Raw genomic sequence first — 18,148 nt, forward strand, 5'->3', positions numbered from 1 at the left:
TGGACTCCTTCAGACGGTGAGGGCGGGGACGGCGCCCGAGGGGGCTTCGGCGCGGACTGGCGTTCCGATCAGGGCGAGGCTTTCGCTGACGAGTCGGTCGGCCTCCGCGACCGGGCCGTCGTGCAGGACGGTGCGGTCGGGGCGAACGACCGCGGCCCAGCCGCAGGGCGCGGCGCCGGGCAGGAACGTCCCATCGAGATCCTCCCAACTGTCTTCCCGGCGGAAGCGGCGGGCCTGGCCGCGATGCGCGATCTGGACCATTGCGCCGCCGCAGGCGGCGAAGGCGCGGGCCGTGGCGGCAGTCAGGCCGTCGCGCGGATCCCGCCCGAACCCGACCAGGGTCAGCCCCGACCCCAGGACGTCGTCGCTGAGGCGAACGGCGCCGTCGGGGCCGCGGACCCAGCCTTGCGGCAGCGGACCGCCGCGCGTGAGCTTCGACCCCGAGCGGCCGGGGACGAACAATCCGCGCGGGAACACGTTCTTCGGCTTGATCCCCAGGTCGTCGACATAGCGGCGCATCGCCGCCGTGAGGCGCGTGAGGCGCAGCAGTCCGTGCGTCAGCAGCGCGACGGCGGCGCTGCGCGGCATGATCACGCGGCCCATCAGCTTCGCCAGATCGATCATCGCCTTGGCGTGGGGGCGGCGCTCCTCGTCGTAGCTGTCGAGGATGGCCGGCGCGGCGCGGCCCTGCACGACCCAGGCGATCTTCCAGGCGAGGTTGGCCGCGTCGCGCAGTCCGGCGACCAGGCCCTGGCCGGCGAACGGCGGCGTGATGTGCGCGGCGTCGCCGGCGAGAAACACCCGGCCCTTGCGGAAGGACTTGGCCGCGCGGGCATGAAAGCGATAAACGGCCTTCCGTTCGACCGTCATCGCCGCCGGACCGCCCCAGGGCGCGAGCAGTTCGCTCACCCGGGCGTCGCTTTCCATGTCGGCCCGGGTTTCGCCGGGCCGGAGCATGAACTCCCAGCGCTCGCGGCCGCCGGGCGCAGTCATGTGCGGAGTGGGCCGGCGGTGATCGCAGAGGAACTCGACGTGGTCGATCGGATGTCTTGCGCCGCGCGCGTCGACGATCAGCCAGTCCTCGCCGTAGGTCCGACCGTCGAACGCCTGCCCGATGAGCCGGCGGACGAGGGAGCCCGCGCCGTCCGCGCCGACGAGATAGCGGGCGCGGACGGCGGCCGTCGCCCCGGCGCCGACGTCGAGGGTCGCGACGACGCCGTCGGGGGTCTCGACGAACCCGGCCAGCGTGACGCCGAGCGCGGTGTGAACCTGTCGGTATTGCGCCGCGCGGCCTCGCAGCGCCGCCTCGAGCTCGGGCTGGTAGAACGTCACGAGCCTGGGGTGCCCGTCGAGGGGGCCGAGCGTGTTGAGCCGGCCGAACTCGCCGAGCCGGGGCGAAAGCATGCGCACCTGCGGGATCGCGACCGTCTGGAAATCGCCGTCCTCGAGCCCGGCCAGTTGCAGGATTCTCAACGCCTCGTTGTCCAGCGCGATCGCCCGGGGCGCCATGAAGATCTCCTGGGCCTTGTCCACCGCCAGCACCCGGACGCCATACCGCCCCAGCAGATTGGCGATCGCGGCGCCGACCGGGCCGTAGCCGACCACCAGAACCTCGACCTCCGCCGGGACCGGGATCTGCGGCGGCGAGCGCGCAGCGTCGGTCCCGGAGTCGTCCACAAGCCTGTCCATCGCTGCCCACTCCTCCCAGTCGCCAGGGTCCGCGTCGCCGGCGCCGCACGCGATGCGAGGTGGACCGCGGCGCTGGCTCTTAGACTATCTTGACTAGGTTTGAACATGAGTGTTCAATATTGTCAATAGGAGTTCAAATGAAATCGCCTGCACCGGCGCAAGCGCGCATCTACGAAGCCGCCGTGCGCCTCTTCGCCGACCGGGGAACGACGCATGCGAGCGTGACCGAGCTCGCGCAGGCGGCGGGCCTCGCCCGCGGCACGATCTACAACAACGTCGAAAATCCGGACTCGCTGTTCGATGAGGTCGCAGCCGCGCTCGGCGACGAGATGCACGCGCGGATCCTCCAGAGCTTCAGGGCGACTGACGATCCGGCGCTGCGCCTCACGCGCGGCATGCGCTTTTTCGTCCGCCGCGCGCACGAAGAACCGCACTGGGGCCGATTCATCGTGCGCTTCGCCTTCACGGCTTCGACGATGCGAAGCCTGCTCGCCGGCCCCCCGGCGCGCGATCTTCGCGACGGGGTCGCGGCGGGCCGCTACCGCATCCGCCCCGAGCAGGCGCCGTCCGTGCTCGCCTTCGTCGGCTCGACGACGCTTGCGGCGATGTGGCTGGTGCTCAATGGCGAGAAGACCTGGCGGGAAGCGGGCTCCGACGCCGCCGAACTGACGCTGTGCGCCATCGGGGTCGCGCCGGAGGAAGCCCGGGCGCTCGCCTCGACGGACCTGCCGCCGCTGCCGGAGCCTGCCGATGCGTCTCTCGTCGACGACGCGTGACGGCGCGTCCTGGTAGGGCGCGCCGCAGGTCGTCGGCCGCGTATCGCGCTCGAACCGAGCGCGGTTGCAACCGCTCGCCGGGCCCGACGTCGAGCCTGCTTCGGCGGCGCCTTGCCGGCGGGCGCAGGCGGTGACACCATGCCCCTCGACCGTCGCGAGGCCTTCGACCGCGACGCCGAGACAAGCCGGCATGCGCCCGTCGCCCGCTGATCCGCTCTTCGCCGGAATCGACGTCGGCTCCTCCGGCGCCCGCGCCGTCGTGATCGACGAAACCGGCGCAACGCTCTCCGAGGGCCGCGCCTCCATGGCGGAGTTCGGAACCGATCCGCGCAACCCGATGACGTGGGCGGCGGCGGTCGAAAGCGCGCTCGGCGCCGCGCTCGGCTGCGTCGCGCGCGGCCGCGTCGCCGCGCTAGCGGTCGACGGCACCTCCGGCACGCTGGTCGCGGTCGACGCGCGGGGCGAACCGCTGGCGCTCGCGCGGATGTACGACGACCCCTGCGAGGATTCCGCCCTGCTCGCGGCGATCGACGCCGCGGCGCCGGCCGAGAGCGCCGCGCGCGGGCCGACGAGCGGCCTCGCCCGGGCGGCGCTGTTCGCCAGGCTGAAGCCGGCCAGGATTCTGCATCAGGCCGACTGGATCGCCTTCCGCTTCAGCGGCCGCTTCCTCAGCGACGCCAACAATGCGCTCAAGACCGGCTTCGATCCGGTCGTCCTCGCCTGGCCGGCCTGGATCGAGCGCGTCGGCGTTGACGCCGCGCTCCTGCCCGAGGTCGTTGCGCCCGGCGCCATGGTCGGAACCATCACGCCCGCCGCCGCGCGCGCCTTCGGCCTGCCCGCGGACGTGGGCGTCGCCGCGGGAACGACCGACGGCTGCGCCTCGTTTCTCGCCACCGGGGCGAGCCGGGTGGGCGACGGGGTGACCGCGCTCGGCGCCTCCCTGACGCTGAAGCTTCTGTCGGACAGGCCGATCTTCGCGCCGCGCTACGGCGTCTACAGCCATCGGCTGCTCGACATGTGGCTCGCGGGCGGCGCGTCCAACTCCGGCGGCGCGGCGCTTCTGGCGCATTTCCCCCCGAGCGAGATCGAAGCGCTCACCCCGCTCATCGACCCGGAGGCCGACAGCGGGCTCGATTATTATCCGCTGACCCGCAAGGGCGAGCGGTTTCCCTTCGCCGATCCGGACTTCGCGCCGCGGATGGCGCCGCGTCCGGAGCGCCGCGAACAATTCCTCCAGGCGATCCTCGAAGGCGTTGCCGGCATCGAGGCGCTCGGCTACCGCAGGCTCGCGGACCTCGGCGCGCCGAGGCTCGTCTCGATGCGCACCGTCGGCGGCGGGGCGAGGAACCCCGCCTGGACTCGCATCCGCGAGCGCAAGCTCGGCGTCCCGTTCCTCGAGCCGATCTCGAGCGAGGCCGCCTATGGCGCGGCGTTGCTGGCCCGGCGCGCATGGAGCGGTTGACAGCCAGTGCGACGCTCACGAGACCGTCTGGGCAAGACAATGCGCCAGCCGCCTGAACAAGGGAACCCATGACCGATCGCGTCCCGCCCTTCGCGCTCCACGCCGATCGCCTGGATGGCGCCCGAGCCGGGCGCCCGCGCCATCGCGCGAGCGATCCGCCTCGCTCGCGGCGGCGGCGATCGTCTGCCGGCGCGAGCGGCGTTCAAGGTATGAGCCCCGAAGGAGGGCATGATCGATGAACACTCTCAACCGCGCGGCGCTGGCGAGCGGCGCCGTCGTCGCGCCTCACGCGCCGCTCGCCGCTCGCCCGGTCGAGATCCTGCAGATCGGCGAAGGCGTGTTCATGCGCGGCTTCGTCGACTGGATGGTGGACGTCGCCAACGAGAAGGGGGTCTATCGCGGCGGCGTCGCGGTCGCGGCGCCCCGCCGTCACGCCGAGCCTCCGCCGCTCGCGGCGCAGGACGGCCTCTACACCGTCCTCTTGCGCGGACGCGAGGGCGGGGCGGAGGTGTCGGAGCGCCGCATCGTCTCCGCCATCCAGACGGTGCTCGACCCCTATGCGCAATGGCCCGAGACGATCGCCCTCGCCGCGTCGCCGGCGCTGAAGTTCCTCGTCTCCAACACGACCGAAGCCGGCGTCGTCGACATCCCCGAGCCCTATGATCCGGCCGTCTGTCCCGAGAGCTTCCCGGCCAAGGTCGCGGCGCTCCTCAAAGCGCGCTACGACGCGCTCGGCGGCCCCGAGGCGCCGCCGCTGATCGTTCTGCCCTGCGAGCTGATCGAGGCCAACGGCGCGACCCTGCGGCGCATCGTGCTCGAGCATGCCCGGCGCTGGGATTTTTCCGAGGCCGCGCTGTGCTGGATCGGGGAAAGCTGCCGCTTCTTCGACACGCTGGTCGACCGGATCGTGCCGGGCTTCCCGACCGACGAGGCGGAGCGCCTGTTTGCCGAGTGGGGCTATCGCGACCCGCTGGCGATCGTCGCCGAACCGTTCCATCTGTGGGTGATCGAGGCGCCGCCCGACGTCGCCGCAGCGCTGCCGCTCGCCGCCGCCGGGGCGAACGTCGTCTGGACGGACGATGTCCGCCCCTATCGCGAGCGCAAGTTGCGGCTCCTGAACGGGACCCACACCGCGACGGCGCTGGCGGCCTTCCTCGCCGGGCTCGACACCGTGTTCGAGATGGTCGAGGACCCGCTGTTCGCCCGCGCCGTCGAACGGGTGGCGTTCGAGGAGCTCGCGCCCTCCGTGCCGCTGCCGGAGGCCGAACGGCTCTCCTACGCGCGCTCGGTGATCGAGCGCTTCGGCAATCCGTTCCTTCGCCACGAGCTCACGTCGATTGCGTTCAACTCGGTGTCGAAGTGGCGGGTGCGGCTGCTTCCGCCGGTCCGGCAGGCCGTCGCCGCGGGACGGTCGGCGCCGGGGCTCGTCGCCTTCTCGCTCGCGGCGCTGCTCTGGTTCTATCGCTGCGAGCGAGAGCAAGGCGGCTTCGTCGGGCGGCGCGCCAAAGGCGCCTATCCGATCCGCGACGAGCCGGAAAACCTGACCATCATGGCGGAAGCGTGGGCGCTGGAGCCGGCGGTCGGCGCGGCGGCGGTCGCGGCGCGGTTGCTGGCGGACCGCCGCCTGTGGGGCGAGGACCTGACGAAGGTCGGAAACCTGGCGGCGCTGGCGCTCGCAGCGTTCGAGGCGATCGAGCGGCGCGGCGTTCGCGGCGCGCTCGAGGCGAGCCTCGCTTCCGGCGCCGGGCTCGCTTGATCGAGGCCGGCCTGGAATGATGGCGCGGAGCCGGCGGCAAAACCGACTGGCGTCAGCGACGCGCTACCGCGACACGATGACCGCGCAGGGCAGGCATCCCTTCGGAACCACGAGGTCCCGAACGGCGAAACCGCCGTCGTTGACAAACAAGTCCTTGTACAAACAATTGTAATATAAGATGGTTCGTTTCCTGTCGCCGTCCAGGTCGGGAAGCGCCTTCACGGCGCCCATGAACCTGAACGTTGCTCTTTCATTGAAAGGATTGAACAGCATAAAGATCGTGGCGTCTTCCGGGAGAAGTTCGCAAGCGTCGCCAGTCAAGATTTGGACGTTCTTGTACCGCTTGAGTCTTTTCGCTGCCGCAGCGGCGATCTCCGGATCAATTTCTATCCCGTAAATCCTGTTGCGACCGTATCGATGTAGCCACCAGTTGATCACCCGTCCCTTGCCACAGCCGACATCGACGAGGACGTCCTTGTCCGTGACGACGACGCCGGCAAATAAAATCGGCAAGACATCGTAGGAACTGGAAACCGACGGATAGGCGTCGGGAAACCGGGGCGCGGTCATTCCATGGAGAAGCCCGCCGTATCGCAGGTCCATCGTCGCATTGCGAACGTGGGACAACAGTTTCAACAAGGCGCCGCGCACTGCCGTTCGCCTCCTCGCGGGTTCGTGGGGACAATATCGGCATGACGCCGTGCGAATCCATATTATCCTTGTAAACTATGTTTGTCAAGGACGCCTGTTCGGCTGAAGTTCGGTCGGCCTGCGGAACTCGGGCTCGAAACCGACCGGACACACATGCACAGGGTCAAGCGGGGTCGCGTCGTGTTCGCCGCGGCCGGCCCGGCGAAGGCGCGCGTCGGCCCGCTCCGTCGCTTCCCTGAACGCGTTGCCGATGACAAGATCCCGGGCGAACGGATAAGGTGCCCGAGGCGCCTCCGGAGGAAATGGCTCGATGACCACGCGTCTGTCGCTGCACGTGCCGGAGCCGACCGTGCGGCCGGGGGGAAAGCCCGACTTCAGCCACGTCGACGTGCCCGAGGCGGGCGAGGCGCCGCGGCCGCCGATCGACGTGCCCCCAGGCGAAATCCGCGACTTCGCCTATTCGATGATCCGCGTCCTCGACGATTCCGGCGAGGCCGTCGGCGACTGGGCGGGCGAACTGACCTCCGAGCAGTTGCGCACGGGCCTGCGCGACATGATGCTGACGCGCGCCTTCGACGCCCGCATGCTCATGTCGCAACGCCAGGGCAAGACGTCGTTCTACATCGCCTCGCTCGGCGAGGAGGCGGTCGCCTGCGCCCATCGCAAGGCGCTTGCGCCGGGCGACATGTGCTTTCCGACCTACCGCCAGCAGGGTCTCCTGATCGCCTACGGCTGGCCGCTGGTCGACATGATGAACTCGATCTTCTCCAACGCGAAGGACCGCCTGCGCGGCCGCCAGCTTCCCGGCCTCTATTCCGCCAGGGAGGCCGGGTTCTTCACCGTGTCCGGCAATCTCGGCACGCAATATCCGCAGGCCGTCGGCTGGGCCATGGCCTCCGCCATCCGCGGCGACGACAAGATCGCCTCGGCGTGGATCGGCGACGGCTCGACCGCCGAGACCGATTTCCACTCGGCGCTGGTGTTCGCCTCGGTCTACCGCCCGCCGGTCATTCTCAACATCGTCAACAACCAGTGGGCGATTTCCTCCTACCAGGGGATCGCCGGCGGCGAGAGCGCCAAATTCGCCGCCCGCGCCCATGGGTTCGGCATCGCTTCGCTGCGGGTCGACGGCAACGACTACCTCGCCGTCTACGCCGCTTCGAAATGGGCCGCGGACCGGGCGCGCGCCGATCTCGGGCCGACGCTGATCGAATGGGTGACCTACCGCGCCGGCGCCCACTCGACCTCCGACGACCCGTCGAAATACCGGCCCAAGGACGAGCAGGCCGCCTGGCCGCTCGGCGATCCGATCGCGCGCCTGAAGGCCCACCTGATCCGCATCGGCGCCTGGAGCGAGGAGCGCATGCGGCAGATGCAGGCGGAAGTCGACGCCGAGGTGCTGGAGGCGGCCAAGCAGGCGGAGGCGCACGGCACGCTGCACGACGGGCCCAAGCCCAGCACCGCCTCGATGTTCGAGGACGTGTACAAGGAGATGCCGCGCCACCTGCGCGAACAGCGCCAGCAACTGGGGTATTAGACGATGGCGCGCCTGTCGATGGTCGAGGCGATCCGCGACGCCATGGACTGCAAGATGGCCGAGGACGAGCGCGTCGTGGTGTTCGGCGAGGACGTCGGCTATTTCGGCGGCGTGTTCCGCTGCACCGAGGGGCTGCAGCGCAAATACGGCAAGCAGCGGTGCTTCGACGCGCCGATCAACGAATCCGGCATCGTCGCGGTCGCGATCGGCATGGGCGCCTACGGCCTGAGGCCGGTGGCGGAGATCCAGTTCGCCGACTACGTCTATCCCGGCTACGACCAGATCGTGTCGGAGGCGGCGCGCCTGCGCTTCCGTTCGGGGGGCGAGTTCTTCGCGCCGATCGTCATCCGCATGCCGTGCGGCGGCGGCATCTACGGCGGCCAGACCCACAGCCAGAGTCCCGAGGCCCTGTTCACCCACGTGAGCGGCCTCAAGACGGTCATTCCGTCCAACCCCTACGACGCCAAGGGCCTGCTGATCGCCGCGATCGAGGATGACGATCCGGTGATCTTCCTCGAGCCGAAACGGCTCTACAACGGCCCCTTTTCCGGCCATCCCGAGCAGCCCGCGGTCCCCTGGGCGAAGCACCCGCTGAGCGAGGTTCCGGAGGGCCGCTACGCCGTGCCGCTCGGCAAGGCGGCGGTGCGGCGCGAGGGCAAGGGCGTCACCGTGCTCTGCTACGGCACGATGGTGCACGTCGCGGAGGCGGCCGCCGAGGAGACGGGCGTGGACGCGGAGATCGTCGACCTGCGCAGCCTCGTGCCGCTCGACGTCGACGCGATCGTCGCCTCGGTGGAGAAGACCGGGCGCTGCGTCATCGTGCACGAGGCGACGCTGAGCAGTGGGTTCGGCGCCGAACTCGCCGCGCAGGTGATGGAGCGCTGCTTCTATGCGCTCGAGGCGCCGGTCGAGCGCGTCGCCGGCTGGGACACGCCCTATCCGCATGCCGAGGAGTGGGACTATTTCCCCGGTCCCGCGCGCGTCGGCCGCGCCCTTCTCAAGGCGATGGAGGCCTGAGACATGGGCCTGCGCACGATCAAGATGCCCGACATCGGCGAAGGCGTGGCCGAGGCCGAGATCGTCGAGTGGCATGTCGGGGTCGGCGACCTGGTCCAGGAGGATCAGCCGGTCGCTGCGGTCATGACGGACAAGGCGACCGTCGAGATCCCGACACCGGTCGCGGGCCAGGTGGTCGCGCTCGGCGGCGCGGTCGGCGACGTGCTGCCGGTCGGCTCGGAGCTGATCCGCATCGATGCGCCGGGCCTGCCCGACTCGAGCCCCGCCCCGCCGCCGAAAGGCGTCGCCAAAGCCGCGGCCGGCGCCCGCGACGCCCGCCCGGCGGAGGCGGTGGCAGCGGCGGCCTCCCGCCCGGCCGCCGACGAGGAGCCGGCCGCGCGGTCGGACAGGACCGCGCCGTCGCCTCCCGCGGCGGCGCGCGCTGCGCCTCGCGGCGCGCCGCGCCCGCCGGGCGAGAAGCCGCTCGCCTCGCCCGCCGTGCGCCTAAAGGCGCGCGAGGCCGGCGTCGACCTGCGCTTCGTGCCCGGAACCGGACCGGCCGGCCGCGTCACCCACGACGACCTCGACGCCTTCATCGCCCATCCGCCTGACGCGCCGGGGAAAGGCGGCGGGCGCGCGCGCAACATGGCCGTCGAGACCGTGAAGATCGTCGGCATGCGCCGCCGCATCGCCCAGGCCATGGCCGAGTCGTCGCGCAGGGTCGCCCACTTCTCCTACGTCGAGGAGGTCGACGTCACCGCGCTCGAGGAGCTGCGCGCCGCGCTGAACGCCCGCGCCACGGCAGAGCGGCCGCGGCTGACGGTGCTGCCGTTCCTGATGCTGGCGATCGTCAAGGCGGTCGCGGACTTCCCCGAGGTCAATGCGCATTTCGACGACGACAACGACCTGCTCACCACCTACGGCGCCGTGCATCTCGGGATCGCGACCCAGACGCCGGCCGGGCTGATGGTCCCGGTGGTGCGCCACGTCGAGACGCTCGGCCTCAACGAGGCATCGCGGGAAATGCGCCGGGTGAGCGAGGCGGCGCGCCATGGAACCGCGCTGCGCGAGGAGCTGACCGGCTCGACCATCACGCTGACCTCGCTCGGAGCGCTCGGCGGGATCGTCTCGACGCCGATCGTCAACCGGCCCGAGGTGGCGATCGTCGGCGTCAACCGGATCGTGGTGAAGCCGATCTGGCGCGACGGCGCCTTCACGCCCCGCAAGACCATGAATTTGTCGTCGTCCTTCGATCACCGGGTGATCGACGGCCACGGCGCGGCCAGTTTCATCCAGCGTGTCCGCGCGCTCGTCGAAGCGCCGGCGTCGCTGTTCATCGAGGATTAGAGCGAGGTTCGTCGAGGTGATTCGCACGTCCGACCCTCATCCGGCGCTTCGCGTCGCATTCCCCCGAGGGGGAAGGGCAACGGCGAGAGGCGCGAAAGGCGAGGCATGCCATGAGCGAGCTTAGCTGCAAGGTCCTGATCATCGGTGGCGGGCCCGGCGGCTATGTCGCGGCGATCCGCGCGGGCGAACTCGGGCTCGACACGGTGCTGGTCGAGGACGGCCGCTTCGGCGGAACCTGCCTGCACGTCGGCTGCATTCCCTCGAAGGCGATCATCCACGCAGCCGACGCCGTCCATGCGCTGGCCGAGCCCGCGGCGCTCGCCGCCATCGGCGTCGCGCTCGCGCCGCCGGTTCTCGATTACGCCAAGACGGTCGCCTGGAAGGACGCGATCGTGGCGCGGCTCTCGACCGGGGTCGGCCGGCTGCTCGACAAGGCGAAAGTGCGCACGATCCGCGGCCGCGCCGCCCTCGTCGACGGCAAGACGGCGATCGCCCATTCCGACACCGGCGACCAGCGCATTTCTTGCGAGCATCTCGTCATCGCCACCGGTTCCGAACCGTTCAAGCTCGCCGCGCTGCCGTTCGGCGGCGACATTCTGTCCTCGACCGAAGCGCTGGCGCTGACACGCGTGCCGGGCCGGCTCGCCGTGGTCGGCGCCGGCTACATCGGCATGGAGCTCGGCACGGCCTTCGCCAAGCTCGGCGCGAAGGTCACGATCGTCGAAGCGCTGCCGAGAATCCTGCCGCTCTACGACGAGGAGCTCTCGCTGCCCGTCGCCCGCCGCGCCGCCGACCTCGGCGTCGACGTCCGCTGCGGCGCGCGGGCGCTCCGCTTCGGCGAGGGCGCGCTTCATCTCGCCGACGCGGACGGAGAGGAGAGCGCCGTCGCCGCCGACAAGGTGCTGGTCGCGGTCGGACGGCGTCCGCGCACCGCAGGCTTCGGGCTCGAACGGCTCGACCTGACCATGGCGGGACCGTTCGTCCGCATCGACGAAAGGTGCGCGACCTCGATGCGCAACGTGTGGGCGGTCGGCGACGTGACCGGCGAGCCGATGCTCGCCCATCGCGCCATGGCGCAGGGCGAGATGGTCGCCGAGATCATTGCGGGCAGGAAGTGCGCCTTCGACCATCGCGCCATTCCATCCGTCTGCTTCACCGATCCGGAGATCGTCGCTGTCGGTCTCTCGCCGGAGGCGGCGCGCGCGGCCCACGGCGAGATCGTCACCGGGCTTTTTCCCTTCCGCGCCAACGGCCGCGCGATGACCAAACAGGACGACGAGGGATTCGTGCGCATCGTGGCGCGCAACGACAACCACGTCGTGCTCGGCGTCCAGGCCGTCGGCGCCGGCGTCTCGGAACTGTCGTCGGGATTCGCGCTCGCGATCGAGATGGGCGCGCGGCTCGAGGATGTGGCCGGCACGATCCACGCCCACCCGACTCAGGGTGAGGCGTTTCACGAAGCCGCGCTGAAGGCGCTGGGCCACCCGCTGCATATCTGAGCGGCGCCTGGCCCGCCCGACGCCTCGACGCGCTCCAGCTCCAGCCGGAGGGGGAGTGTCGCTGGAAGCGGCCGTCGTATGTCGTATATTGACGCCTGTCGCGACGATGGAGCGCGTTCCCTTGGCGATCGCCCGGCAGTAATCAACGTGCGCGGGGATTTCCATGCCGCAGGGCGCGGCGGCGGCGCGGATGCCTGCGTCGCTGCGCTCCTCGCAATGGCGGCGTCGGAGGAAGCGTCCGTCTCGGGCGACGGTCCCTTTTATTCCTGTTTGCGAAAGCGGAAGACGTGACGGCGTATCGCCTCCTCGATCCCGACGAAATCGCTCTTCGTCTCGAAGCCCGGCTCGGGCCGCTGCACGCAAAACTCCGTCTCGGCATGGAGCGCGAGCACGAGGCGCAGGCGTTCGGGCAGGGCCTGAGTTTCCTGCACATCGAGAACATGCCGGTGATGCAGGCGATCATCGAGGTCGCGCTGCGCGTCACCGGAACCTACCGACTCGGCCTGGCGAATGCCGGCAAGGTGGAGCTGCGGCGCAACGTCGTGCGCCTCGCCCGCCTGCCGGACGCGTTCGACGGCTTCACGATTCTGCATCTGAGCGACCTGCATGCGGACCTGAGCGCTCCGGCCATGCGCCGCGCCGCCGAACTGGCGCGCGACCTCGATTACGATCTCTGCGTGCTGACGGGCGACTATCGCGGCGCCGCCCACGGCGATTGCCGCCCCAGCCTCGAAGCGGTCGCCGTCCTCCGCCAGGCGCTGCGCGGCGACCTTTACGCGGTCCTCGGCAATCACGATTCGATCGCCATGGTTCCCGACCTCGAGGCGCTCGGCATCCGGGTTCTTCTCAACGAATGCGCGGTCGTCGAGCGCGGGAACGCCTCGATCTGGCTCGCCGGGGTCGATGACGCGCATTTCTACCGCGCCGACAACCTCGAGAAGGCCGCGGCGGACATTCCCCAGGAGTGCGTCTCGGTGCTGCTCTCGCACACGCCGGAAATCTACCGGCAGGCCGCGCACGCGGGTTTCGACCTGATGCTGAGCGGCCACACCCACGGCGGGCAGATCTGCCTGCCCGGCGGCGTTCCCATCCTGCTCGAAGCCAAGCTGCCGCGCGCTTTCGCCGCCGGCGCCTGGCGGCACGCGAGCATGGCGGGCTACACCTCAGTGGGGGCGGGGTCCTGCGTCGTTCCGGTGCGCTTCAACAATCGGCCGGAGATCACCTTGCATCGGCTGGCGTGCGGCGGGCCCGCGTAGGCCGGCCGGCGCTTCGCACACCATTGCCTGCGCGGGCGGCCCCGCCTCGGCGCCTTCGGGTTTCGACGGACGATGCCGAAGCGCGACGAGCGTCCCGAACGGCGCCGATCCCGCGCGCGCTATTGCGCAACGAAGGTTCCGCTCCATGCGCCGCCCGCCAGCCTGATCTGGTTATTGACGATCTGGGCCGACTGAGTGGAAGGCAACGCCATCCTCGCGATCATCGGGACGTGGCTCGTGGCCCGAGTGTTTTTCAAGGTAATCCTGGTCGCGCCCCCGGAACGACAGACGGATACGTTGCCCGTCAGCCAAGGCGCGCCGGCCTTGCTGGCGGTGTAGACGAGCCCGTGGGCGCCATCGGCGATTGAAATCGTCAACGGCTTGCCATCGTTCTCGGTCGTCTCCTTCCAGTGGGTTTTCACTTTGCTTGCCTTCATCTCGCTGACACTCTTGAGGCATTCGGCCTGAGCGAGCGTCGATGCCCCGAGACTGAACAAGCACATGAGAATTTTGACAGGAGTCAGAGTCACGTTCGCCTCCGGGGGATGGGACTGCGCAGGCCTCTTGGTTGGGAGCGCCGATCGCGGCACAGGCGCAAAAGGACACCGCTCTGTCAACCGCCGGTTGCGGACTTTGTTCCTTCCCGGCCTCGCATGCTGAGGAGCGCGGGTCCGAGCCGCGACGGGCCGCCTCCTGGACGCGCCGGGCGCAGGGCCTCTTTCCACGCCGCGCTCCATTCGCTAGGTCTGCGCGAATCTTCCCCGGAGGCGCGCCCAATGACCTACGAAAACATCCTCGTCGAAACGCATGGGAAAGTCGGGGTCATCCGGCTCAACCGGCCCCACGCGCTGAACGCGCTCTCGGCCGGGCTGATCGAGGACCTCAACAAGGCGCTCGAGGCCTTCGAGGCCGACAAGGGCGTCGGCGCGATCGTGCTGACCGGTTCGGAAAAAGCCTTCGCCGCCGGCGCCGACATCAAGGAAATGCAGGACAAGACCTTCGCCGACGTGTTCATCGAGGATTTCATCTCGAAATGGGAGAACGTCGCCAAGACCCGCAAGCCGGTGATCGCGGCGGTGGCGGGCTTCGCGCTCGGCGGCGGCTGCGAGCTCGCCATGATGTGCGACTTCATTCTCGCCGCCGACACGGCGAAATTCGGTCAGCCGGAGATCAAGCTCGGCGTCATTCCGGGCGCCGGCGGCACCCAGCGTCTCACCCGCTTCGTCGGCAAGTCGAAGGCGATGGAGATGGTGCTGACCGGCCGGATGATGGACGCGGCCGAGGCCGAGCGCGCGGGCCTCGTCTCGCGCGTCGTGCCGGCGGCGCAGCTTTTCGAGGAGGCGCTCAAGGTCGCCGCGACCATCGCCGCGCTGTCCGCCGCCGCGGTCTACGCCGCCAAGGAGAGCGTCAACCGCTCCTACGAGACGACGCTCACCGAGGGCATCCGCTTCGAGCGCCGCATCTTCCACTCGCTGTTCGCCACCGAGGACCAGAAGGAAGGCATGAAGGCGTTCGTCGAGAAGCGCGCCGCGGCGTTCAGGAACCGGTAGCGCGAGCGAAACCGGTCGGCGGGACCGCGGTCGGTTTTCCCGTCCCGGCGCCGGGATTCCGGAAGTCGGCGAAAGGAACGCCGGCCGGCGCGGCGACGGGCGCCCAGACCGCGGGCGGCGCCTGCGGCGTTCGGCGGCGCTGATGTCGGGCCGCCTTGCGATCGAGGCGAAGGCCCTGTGGACAAGGTCGCGCGCATGATTGTCGCGAGCGGGGGCGAAGCGGGGAGGGCGGGCCATTTCGCACCGCGTCGGAACGTCCCTCGCGCGATGTCAGGTCCCGAGGCGCCGAAACAGGCGGCGGTCCGTCCCGATTTACGGCTCACCACAAGAATGCGATGCTCACGCGCGCACGCTTTCCCGAGGCGCATCCGGAAACACGACCGTGTCCCCGTCGCGGGCCAATCGAGGGCAGCGTTGACCAAATCGACAAGATGGACAGGCGCGGGTCGAGACCTGGAATGGAGCAATCCTTCGAACTGGTCGAACGGCGTGCCCACAGCTGGCGAGTATGCGGTCGTCCAGGATGGCCGTTCCTGGCTCGTATCGCTGCGATCGAATGGCGTCGCCGACCAGGTCGGCGACCTGCGCATGACCGGCGGCCGTCTCATTCTCACGAACGGCGAGCTCGATTTCTCGCCGGCGGCGCGATCCAATGCGCCGAGCTACGACCTCGAACTGAGCGCAGGCGCCGCTCTGACGGTGGCTTCGGGCGCGAAACTCGCCGGGCGTCAGACGATGCTCATCGGCGGCGACGGCTCGGCGGTCCGGCTCGACGTCGAGGGCGTCGTGAGCGAGGAATACGCTCTCGTTCATGGCGGCGAACTGGTCGTTTCAGGTAAGGGACGCTGGACCTCCGGAACCAGCGGAATCGAGGTCGGGGGAACCGGCGACGGCGCGCTGGTCGTCGAAAGCGGGGGTCAGGTCTCCGGCGGCCCGAACGGCTTCAGCAATCCCGCCGCGGCGCTGCAGCTCGGAGACGGTTTCGGCAAGGGCTCTGCGGACATCCTCGGATCCGGCTCCCGCGTCGCCCTGACCGACGTCTATGTCGGCGCGATCGCCGAGGGCTACAGCGGCGCCTTGACGATAGCCGGCGGCGGGGTTGTCAACGACGAAGTCGGAGTCGTCGCCCCGGGCGGCGACGGCTATGTCGTGATCGACGGCAAGGGCTCGCGCTGGACGAATCTCAGCTCGTTGTCGTTCGGCCAGACCGCTCCGACGGTTTCCTCGCTGACCGTGACTCACGGAGGCGAACTGGACTGGGGCGGAGCCGGCTTCGGCCTCTACGACACGCTGGCGATCGACGGTTCCGCCATTCTGCATGGAAAGACGATTTTCGACGGCGGCGAAATCGATGCGCTTTCCGGCGGGGGCGCCGTTGAGGTAACCCAGCAGATCGACATCGCCTCGAACTGGCTGTTCGCGGGACAGGAGCTGGCCTCGGTCTCGGGCGCGCAAGGCGCCAAGCTCACGCTCGCCGGGCCGATCGAGGGCGACGCCGCCTCGACGCTGCGGATCGGCGCCGGCGACGTCGCCGTCGCGCACCGGTCGAACCATTACGGCTCGACAGAGATTTACGCGGCAGTCCTCGAGGTCGGCGCGCAAGGCGCGCTGGGCGCCGGAGCCGTGGAATTCGTCGGCGGCAAACATGCCGCGACCTTGCAGATCGACCCGGGTGTCAACCTCCTCAACGCTATCCAATCCTTCGGCGCCGCCGATACGATCGACCTTCTGGGCTTCAAATTCGCGCCCGGCGTCGAGGAGACATGGACGCCGAACGCCCATGGCGCGGGCGGAACGCTGACCCTGCAGGAGGGGCGCTCGTCGGCGACGTTGCATTTCGCTGACACGTTCGCCCGCAGTTCGTTCGTCCTGTCCGCCGACGCGTCCGGGGGGACCTCCGTCAAACTGGGTTGAAGCCGCAAGCGCCCGCCTCGAGACTGACCGCGCCATCCACAGGCGCTTCGATGCGATATACGCGTCCACGCGCAGTTCGCCACCGAGGGCCGGAAGGAACCGTGAAGGCGTTCGTCGAGAAGGGCGCCGCAGCGTTTCCGGAACCGGTGGCGTGAGAGCGCCCGGTCGGAAGGACCGCAGTCGGTTTTCCAGCCCTCAGAAGATCCAGCGCCCCCTTTGCAGAACCCATTCGGCGTTCTATATAGGTCGTGCGGGCCGCAAGGTCCGCTATGGCGATAAATGGACGTCGAAATAAGTCTTTCGGACCCGGGGGCGGTACCCGGCGCCTCCACCAAAGCCCGCATTGTCGGCGGGTTTCGGCGGGGGCGAAATAGGTTCGACGGGGGACCCAAAGGACGATCTTTTGCCCGGCATGATACCGCCGTTATCGGGTCAACCTTATAGTTGCCAACGACAACTATGCTCCGGTGGCCCTCGCCGCGTAATGCGGTGATGGTACTGGGAATCAAGTCCTGAGGGTTTGCACCTGAAGGCGGGGTCCGGAGGCGCCTGGCAACAGAAGCCTCCACTTCTTTTTGCGATTGGCTGCGGCCCACGGAGCGGCGGCGCTTGTCGGGAAGTTTGCAAGTTCCCGGCGCCCGGCCAAACGGAAGCGGACCTGAAAGCGAATGTCGACCGATCTCATCCGCTACGACCTCCTCGTTCAGGACGCGTTGCGCTCGGTTGTCCGCAGGGTGCTGGCCGACGCCGCGCGCTCGGGCCTTCCCGGCGATCATCATTTCAACATCGCGTTCAAGACCCAGGCGCCGGGCGTCGTCGTGCCCGCCCAGGTCAAGGCGCGTTTCCCGGACGAGATGTCGATCGTCCTTCAGCACGAGTTCTGGGACCTGACGGTCGGCCAGGATGGGTTCGAGGTGAGCCTCAATTTCTCCCGCAGGCCCGAGCGGCTGACCGTGCCGTTCGATGCAATCACCGGTTTCACCGACCCGTCGGTGCCGTTCGGCTTCAAGCTCGAGCCGCGCGTGGCCGAGGACCAGCCCGCGACCCGGCCGACGCCGACGGCGGCGCCGGCCCCCGAATCGCGGCTGCACGCGAAGCCCGCGCCCGGTCCGGCGCCCGAGTCGAAACGCGAGCCGGCGAAACCTGCGCCCGCCGCCGACAAGACGGACGCGGCGGCCGCGGCCGCACGGCCGCCGCCGCCGGGAGCGGCCAAGGTCGTCTCGATCGACGCCTTCCGCAAGAAATAGCTTTCAACCGATAGACCCGGAGCGGCCGCACGATGGGGGATATCGTCAACTTGCGCCGGGCGCGCAAGCGTCGCGACCGCGAACGGGAATCGGCCGCCGCGGCGGAGAACCGTGTCGTTTTCGGAACGCCCAAGGCCGAACGACGTCGGATCGAGGCGGAGCGCGAGGCCGGCGATCGACGCCTCGACGGCCACAAGCTCGAGCCGGACGGCCGCGACTGACATGAGCGGCGCCCGCGTCGTCAAGCGCTCCGTCGTGATCGCGGGCCATCGAACCAGCATCTCGCTCGAAGACGCGTTCTGGCTGCGGCTGCAGACGATCGCGGCCGGCAAGGGCGTCTCGATCAACGCGCTCGCCGCCGAGATCGACGCGGCGCGCGGCGAAGCCAATCTGTCCTCCGCAATGCGCGTCTTCGTTCTCGAAACCGTGAGCGCCCGCGCCGGCGGATGAGTCGGGCAGCCCCGCCGG

16 protein-coding genes and 1 other RNA gene are annotated in these 18,148 nt (G+C 69.6%); 14 read left to right on the forward strand and 3 right to left on the reverse strand.

Annotation, left to right across the window (positions count from 1 at the left end; all coding sequences use genetic code 11):
- Positions 1-9: 9 nt before the first annotated feature.
- Entirely contained in the window at positions 10-1,689 is a 1,680-nt protein-coding gene (locus tag DFR50_RS01545) for a bifunctional 3-(3-hydroxy-phenyl)propionate/3-hydroxycinnamic acid hydroxylase (RefSeq protein ID WP_113887407.1), read from the reverse strand.
- Between the two features lie 137 nt (positions 1,690-1,826).
- Between DFR50_RS01545 and DFR50_RS01550 the strand changes: the two genes are divergently transcribed.
- From DFR50_RS01550 to DFR50_RS01560, 3 genes are all read left to right on the forward strand, one after another.
- Positions 1,827-2,465 carry a TetR/AcrR family transcriptional regulator gene (locus DFR50_RS01550; protein WP_113887408.1) on the forward strand — a complete coding sequence of 213 codons (639 nt, stop codon included), beginning with the start codon at positions 1,827-1,829 and terminating at the stop codon, positions 2,463-2,465.
- Positions 2,466-2,655: 190 nt separating this feature from the next.
- Positions 2,656-3,927 (forward strand): FGGY-family carbohydrate kinase, encoded by a 1,272-nt coding sequence (locus tag DFR50_RS01555; protein WP_113887409.1) that lies wholly within the window; start codon positions 2,656-2,658, stop codon positions 3,925-3,927.
- A 235-nt stretch (positions 3,928-4,162) separates the two neighbouring features.
- The gene (locus tag DFR50_RS01560; protein ID WP_113887410.1) at positions 4,163-5,683 is read left to right on the forward strand and encodes a tagaturonate reductase; all 1,521 of its coding nucleotides are present in this window, start codon (positions 4,163-4,165) and stop codon (positions 5,681-5,683) included.
- Positions 5,684-5,746: 63 nt separating this feature from the next.
- Here DFR50_RS01560 and DFR50_RS01565 read toward each other — a convergent pair whose 3' ends face one another.
- Positions 5,747-6,334 carry a class I SAM-dependent methyltransferase gene (locus DFR50_RS01565; protein WP_113887411.1) on the reverse strand — a complete coding sequence of 196 codons (588 nt, stop codon included), beginning with the start codon at positions 6,332-6,334 and terminating at the stop codon, positions 5,747-5,749.
- A 310-nt stretch (positions 6,335-6,644) separates the two neighbouring features.
- On the opposite strand from DFR50_RS01565, the gene DFR50_RS01570 reads away from it, so the two are divergent.
- The 5 genes from DFR50_RS01570 (at position 6,645) to DFR50_RS01590 (ending at position 12,969) form a co-directional block, all read left to right on the forward strand.
- Complete coding sequence (locus tag DFR50_RS01570; RefSeq protein ID WP_113887412.1) at positions 6,645-7,871, forward strand: 3-methyl-2-oxobutanoate dehydrogenase (2-methylpropanoyl-transferring) subunit alpha; 1,227 nt, start codon at positions 6,645-6,647, stop codon at positions 7,869-7,871.
- A gap of 3 nt (positions 7,872-7,874) precedes the next feature.
- Positions 7,875-8,888, forward strand: coding sequence for an alpha-ketoacid dehydrogenase subunit beta (locus DFR50_RS01575; RefSeq protein WP_113887413.1), 1,014 nt, complete (start codon positions 7,875-7,877; stop codon positions 8,886-8,888).
- Positions 8,889-8,891: 3 nt separating this feature from the next.
- A complete protein-coding gene (locus DFR50_RS01580) occupies positions 8,892-10,214 on the forward strand; it encodes a dihydrolipoamide acetyltransferase family protein (protein ID WP_113887414.1) in 1,323 nt (440 codons plus the stop codon).
- 110 nt (positions 10,215-10,324) lie between these two features.
- Positions 10,325-11,713, forward strand: coding sequence for a dihydrolipoyl dehydrogenase (gene lpdA, locus DFR50_RS01585; RefSeq protein WP_113887415.1), 1,389 nt, complete (start codon positions 10,325-10,327; stop codon positions 11,711-11,713).
- A gap of 287 nt (positions 11,714-12,000) precedes the next feature.
- Positions 12,001-12,969 carry a metallophosphoesterase gene (locus DFR50_RS01590; RefSeq protein WP_245427240.1) on the forward strand — a complete coding sequence of 323 codons (969 nt, stop codon included), beginning with the start codon at positions 12,001-12,003 and terminating at the stop codon, positions 12,967-12,969.
- Positions 12,970-13,088: 119 nt separating this feature from the next.
- On the opposite strand, the gene DFR50_RS01595 is transcribed toward DFR50_RS01590, so the two are convergent.
- The gene (locus tag DFR50_RS01595) at positions 13,089-13,499 is read right to left on the reverse strand and encodes a hypothetical protein (RefSeq protein WP_147262629.1); all 411 of its coding nucleotides are present in this window, start codon (positions 13,497-13,499) and stop codon (positions 13,089-13,091) included.
- Between the two features lie 246 nt (positions 13,500-13,745).
- Here DFR50_RS01595 and DFR50_RS01600 point away from each other — a divergent pair, with 246 nt between their 5' ends.
- The 6 genes from DFR50_RS01600 (at position 13,746) to DFR50_RS01625 (ending at position 18,130) form a co-directional block, all read left to right on the forward strand.
- Positions 13,746-14,519, forward strand: coding sequence for an enoyl-CoA hydratase (locus tag DFR50_RS01600; protein ID WP_113887418.1), 774 nt, complete (start codon positions 13,746-13,748; stop codon positions 14,517-14,519).
- A gap of 414 nt (positions 14,520-14,933) precedes the next feature.
- On the forward strand, positions 14,934-16,433 hold the full coding sequence (locus DFR50_RS01605) for a hypothetical protein (RefSeq protein ID WP_210208774.1): 1,500 nt from the start codon (positions 14,934-14,936) through the stop codon (positions 16,431-16,433).
- Between the two features lie 211 nt (positions 16,434-16,644).
- Positions 16,645-17,003, forward strand: a transfer-messenger RNA (tmRNA) gene (ssrA, locus tag DFR50_RS01610).
- Between the two features lie 98 nt (positions 17,004-17,101).
- The gene (locus tag DFR50_RS01615; RefSeq protein WP_113887420.1) at positions 17,102-17,680 is read left to right on the forward strand and encodes an SspB family protein; all 579 of its coding nucleotides are present in this window, start codon (positions 17,102-17,104) and stop codon (positions 17,678-17,680) included.
- Between the two features lie 32 nt (positions 17,681-17,712).
- Positions 17,713-17,901 carry a DUF4169 family protein gene (locus DFR50_RS01620; protein WP_113887421.1) on the forward strand — a complete coding sequence of 63 codons (189 nt, stop codon included), beginning with the start codon at positions 17,713-17,715 and terminating at the stop codon, positions 17,899-17,901.
- Between the two features lies 1 nt (position 17,902).
- Complete coding sequence (locus DFR50_RS01625) at positions 17,903-18,130, forward strand: ribbon-helix-helix domain-containing protein (protein WP_113887422.1); 228 nt, start codon at positions 17,903-17,905, stop codon at positions 18,128-18,130.
- Positions 18,131-18,148 lie beyond the last annotated feature (18 nt).

The organism is Roseiarcus fermentans, from assembly GCF_003315135.1.
Classification (GTDB): domain Bacteria; phylum Pseudomonadota; class Alphaproteobacteria; order Rhizobiales; family Beijerinckiaceae; genus Roseiarcus; species Roseiarcus fermentans.

Bases quoted from the DNA above. Each gene is read 5' to 3' on its own strand.
- DFR50_RS01545 (WP_113887407.1), bottom strand. From the start codon at position 1,689: ATGGACAGGCTTGTGGACGACTCCGGGACCGACGCTGCGCGCTCGCCG.
- DFR50_RS01550 (WP_113887408.1), top strand. From the start codon at position 1,827: ATGAAATCGCCTGCACCGGCGCAAGCGCGCATCTACGAAGCCGCCGTG.
- DFR50_RS01555 (WP_113887409.1), top strand. From the start codon at position 2,656: ATGCGCCCGTCGCCCGCTGATCCGCTCTTCGCCGGAATCGACGTCGGC.
- DFR50_RS01560 (WP_113887410.1), top strand. From the start codon at position 4,163: ATGAACACTCTCAACCGCGCGGCGCTGGCGAGCGGCGCCGTCGTCGCG.
- DFR50_RS01570 (WP_113887412.1), top strand. From the start codon at position 6,645: ATGACCACGCGTCTGTCGCTGCACGTGCCGGAGCCGACCGTGCGGCCG.
- DFR50_RS01575 (WP_113887413.1), top strand. From the start codon at position 7,875: ATGGCGCGCCTGTCGATGGTCGAGGCGATCCGCGACGCCATGGACTGC.
- DFR50_RS01580 (WP_113887414.1), top strand. From the start codon at position 8,892: ATGGGCCTGCGCACGATCAAGATGCCCGACATCGGCGAAGGCGTGGCC.
- lpdA (WP_113887415.1), top strand. From the start codon at position 10,325: ATGAGCGAGCTTAGCTGCAAGGTCCTGATCATCGGTGGCGGGCCCGGC.
- DFR50_RS01600 (WP_113887418.1), top strand. From the start codon at position 13,746: ATGACCTACGAAAACATCCTCGTCGAAACGCATGGGAAAGTCGGGGTC.
- DFR50_RS01615 (WP_113887420.1), top strand. From the start codon at position 17,102: ATGTCGACCGATCTCATCCGCTACGACCTCCTCGTTCAGGACGCGTTG.
- DFR50_RS01620 (WP_113887421.1), top strand. From the start codon at position 17,713: ATGGGGGATATCGTCAACTTGCGCCGGGCGCGCAAGCGTCGCGACCGC.
- DFR50_RS01625 (WP_113887422.1), top strand. From the start codon at position 17,903: ATGAGCGGCGCCCGCGTCGTCAAGCGCTCCGTCGTGATCGCGGGCCAT.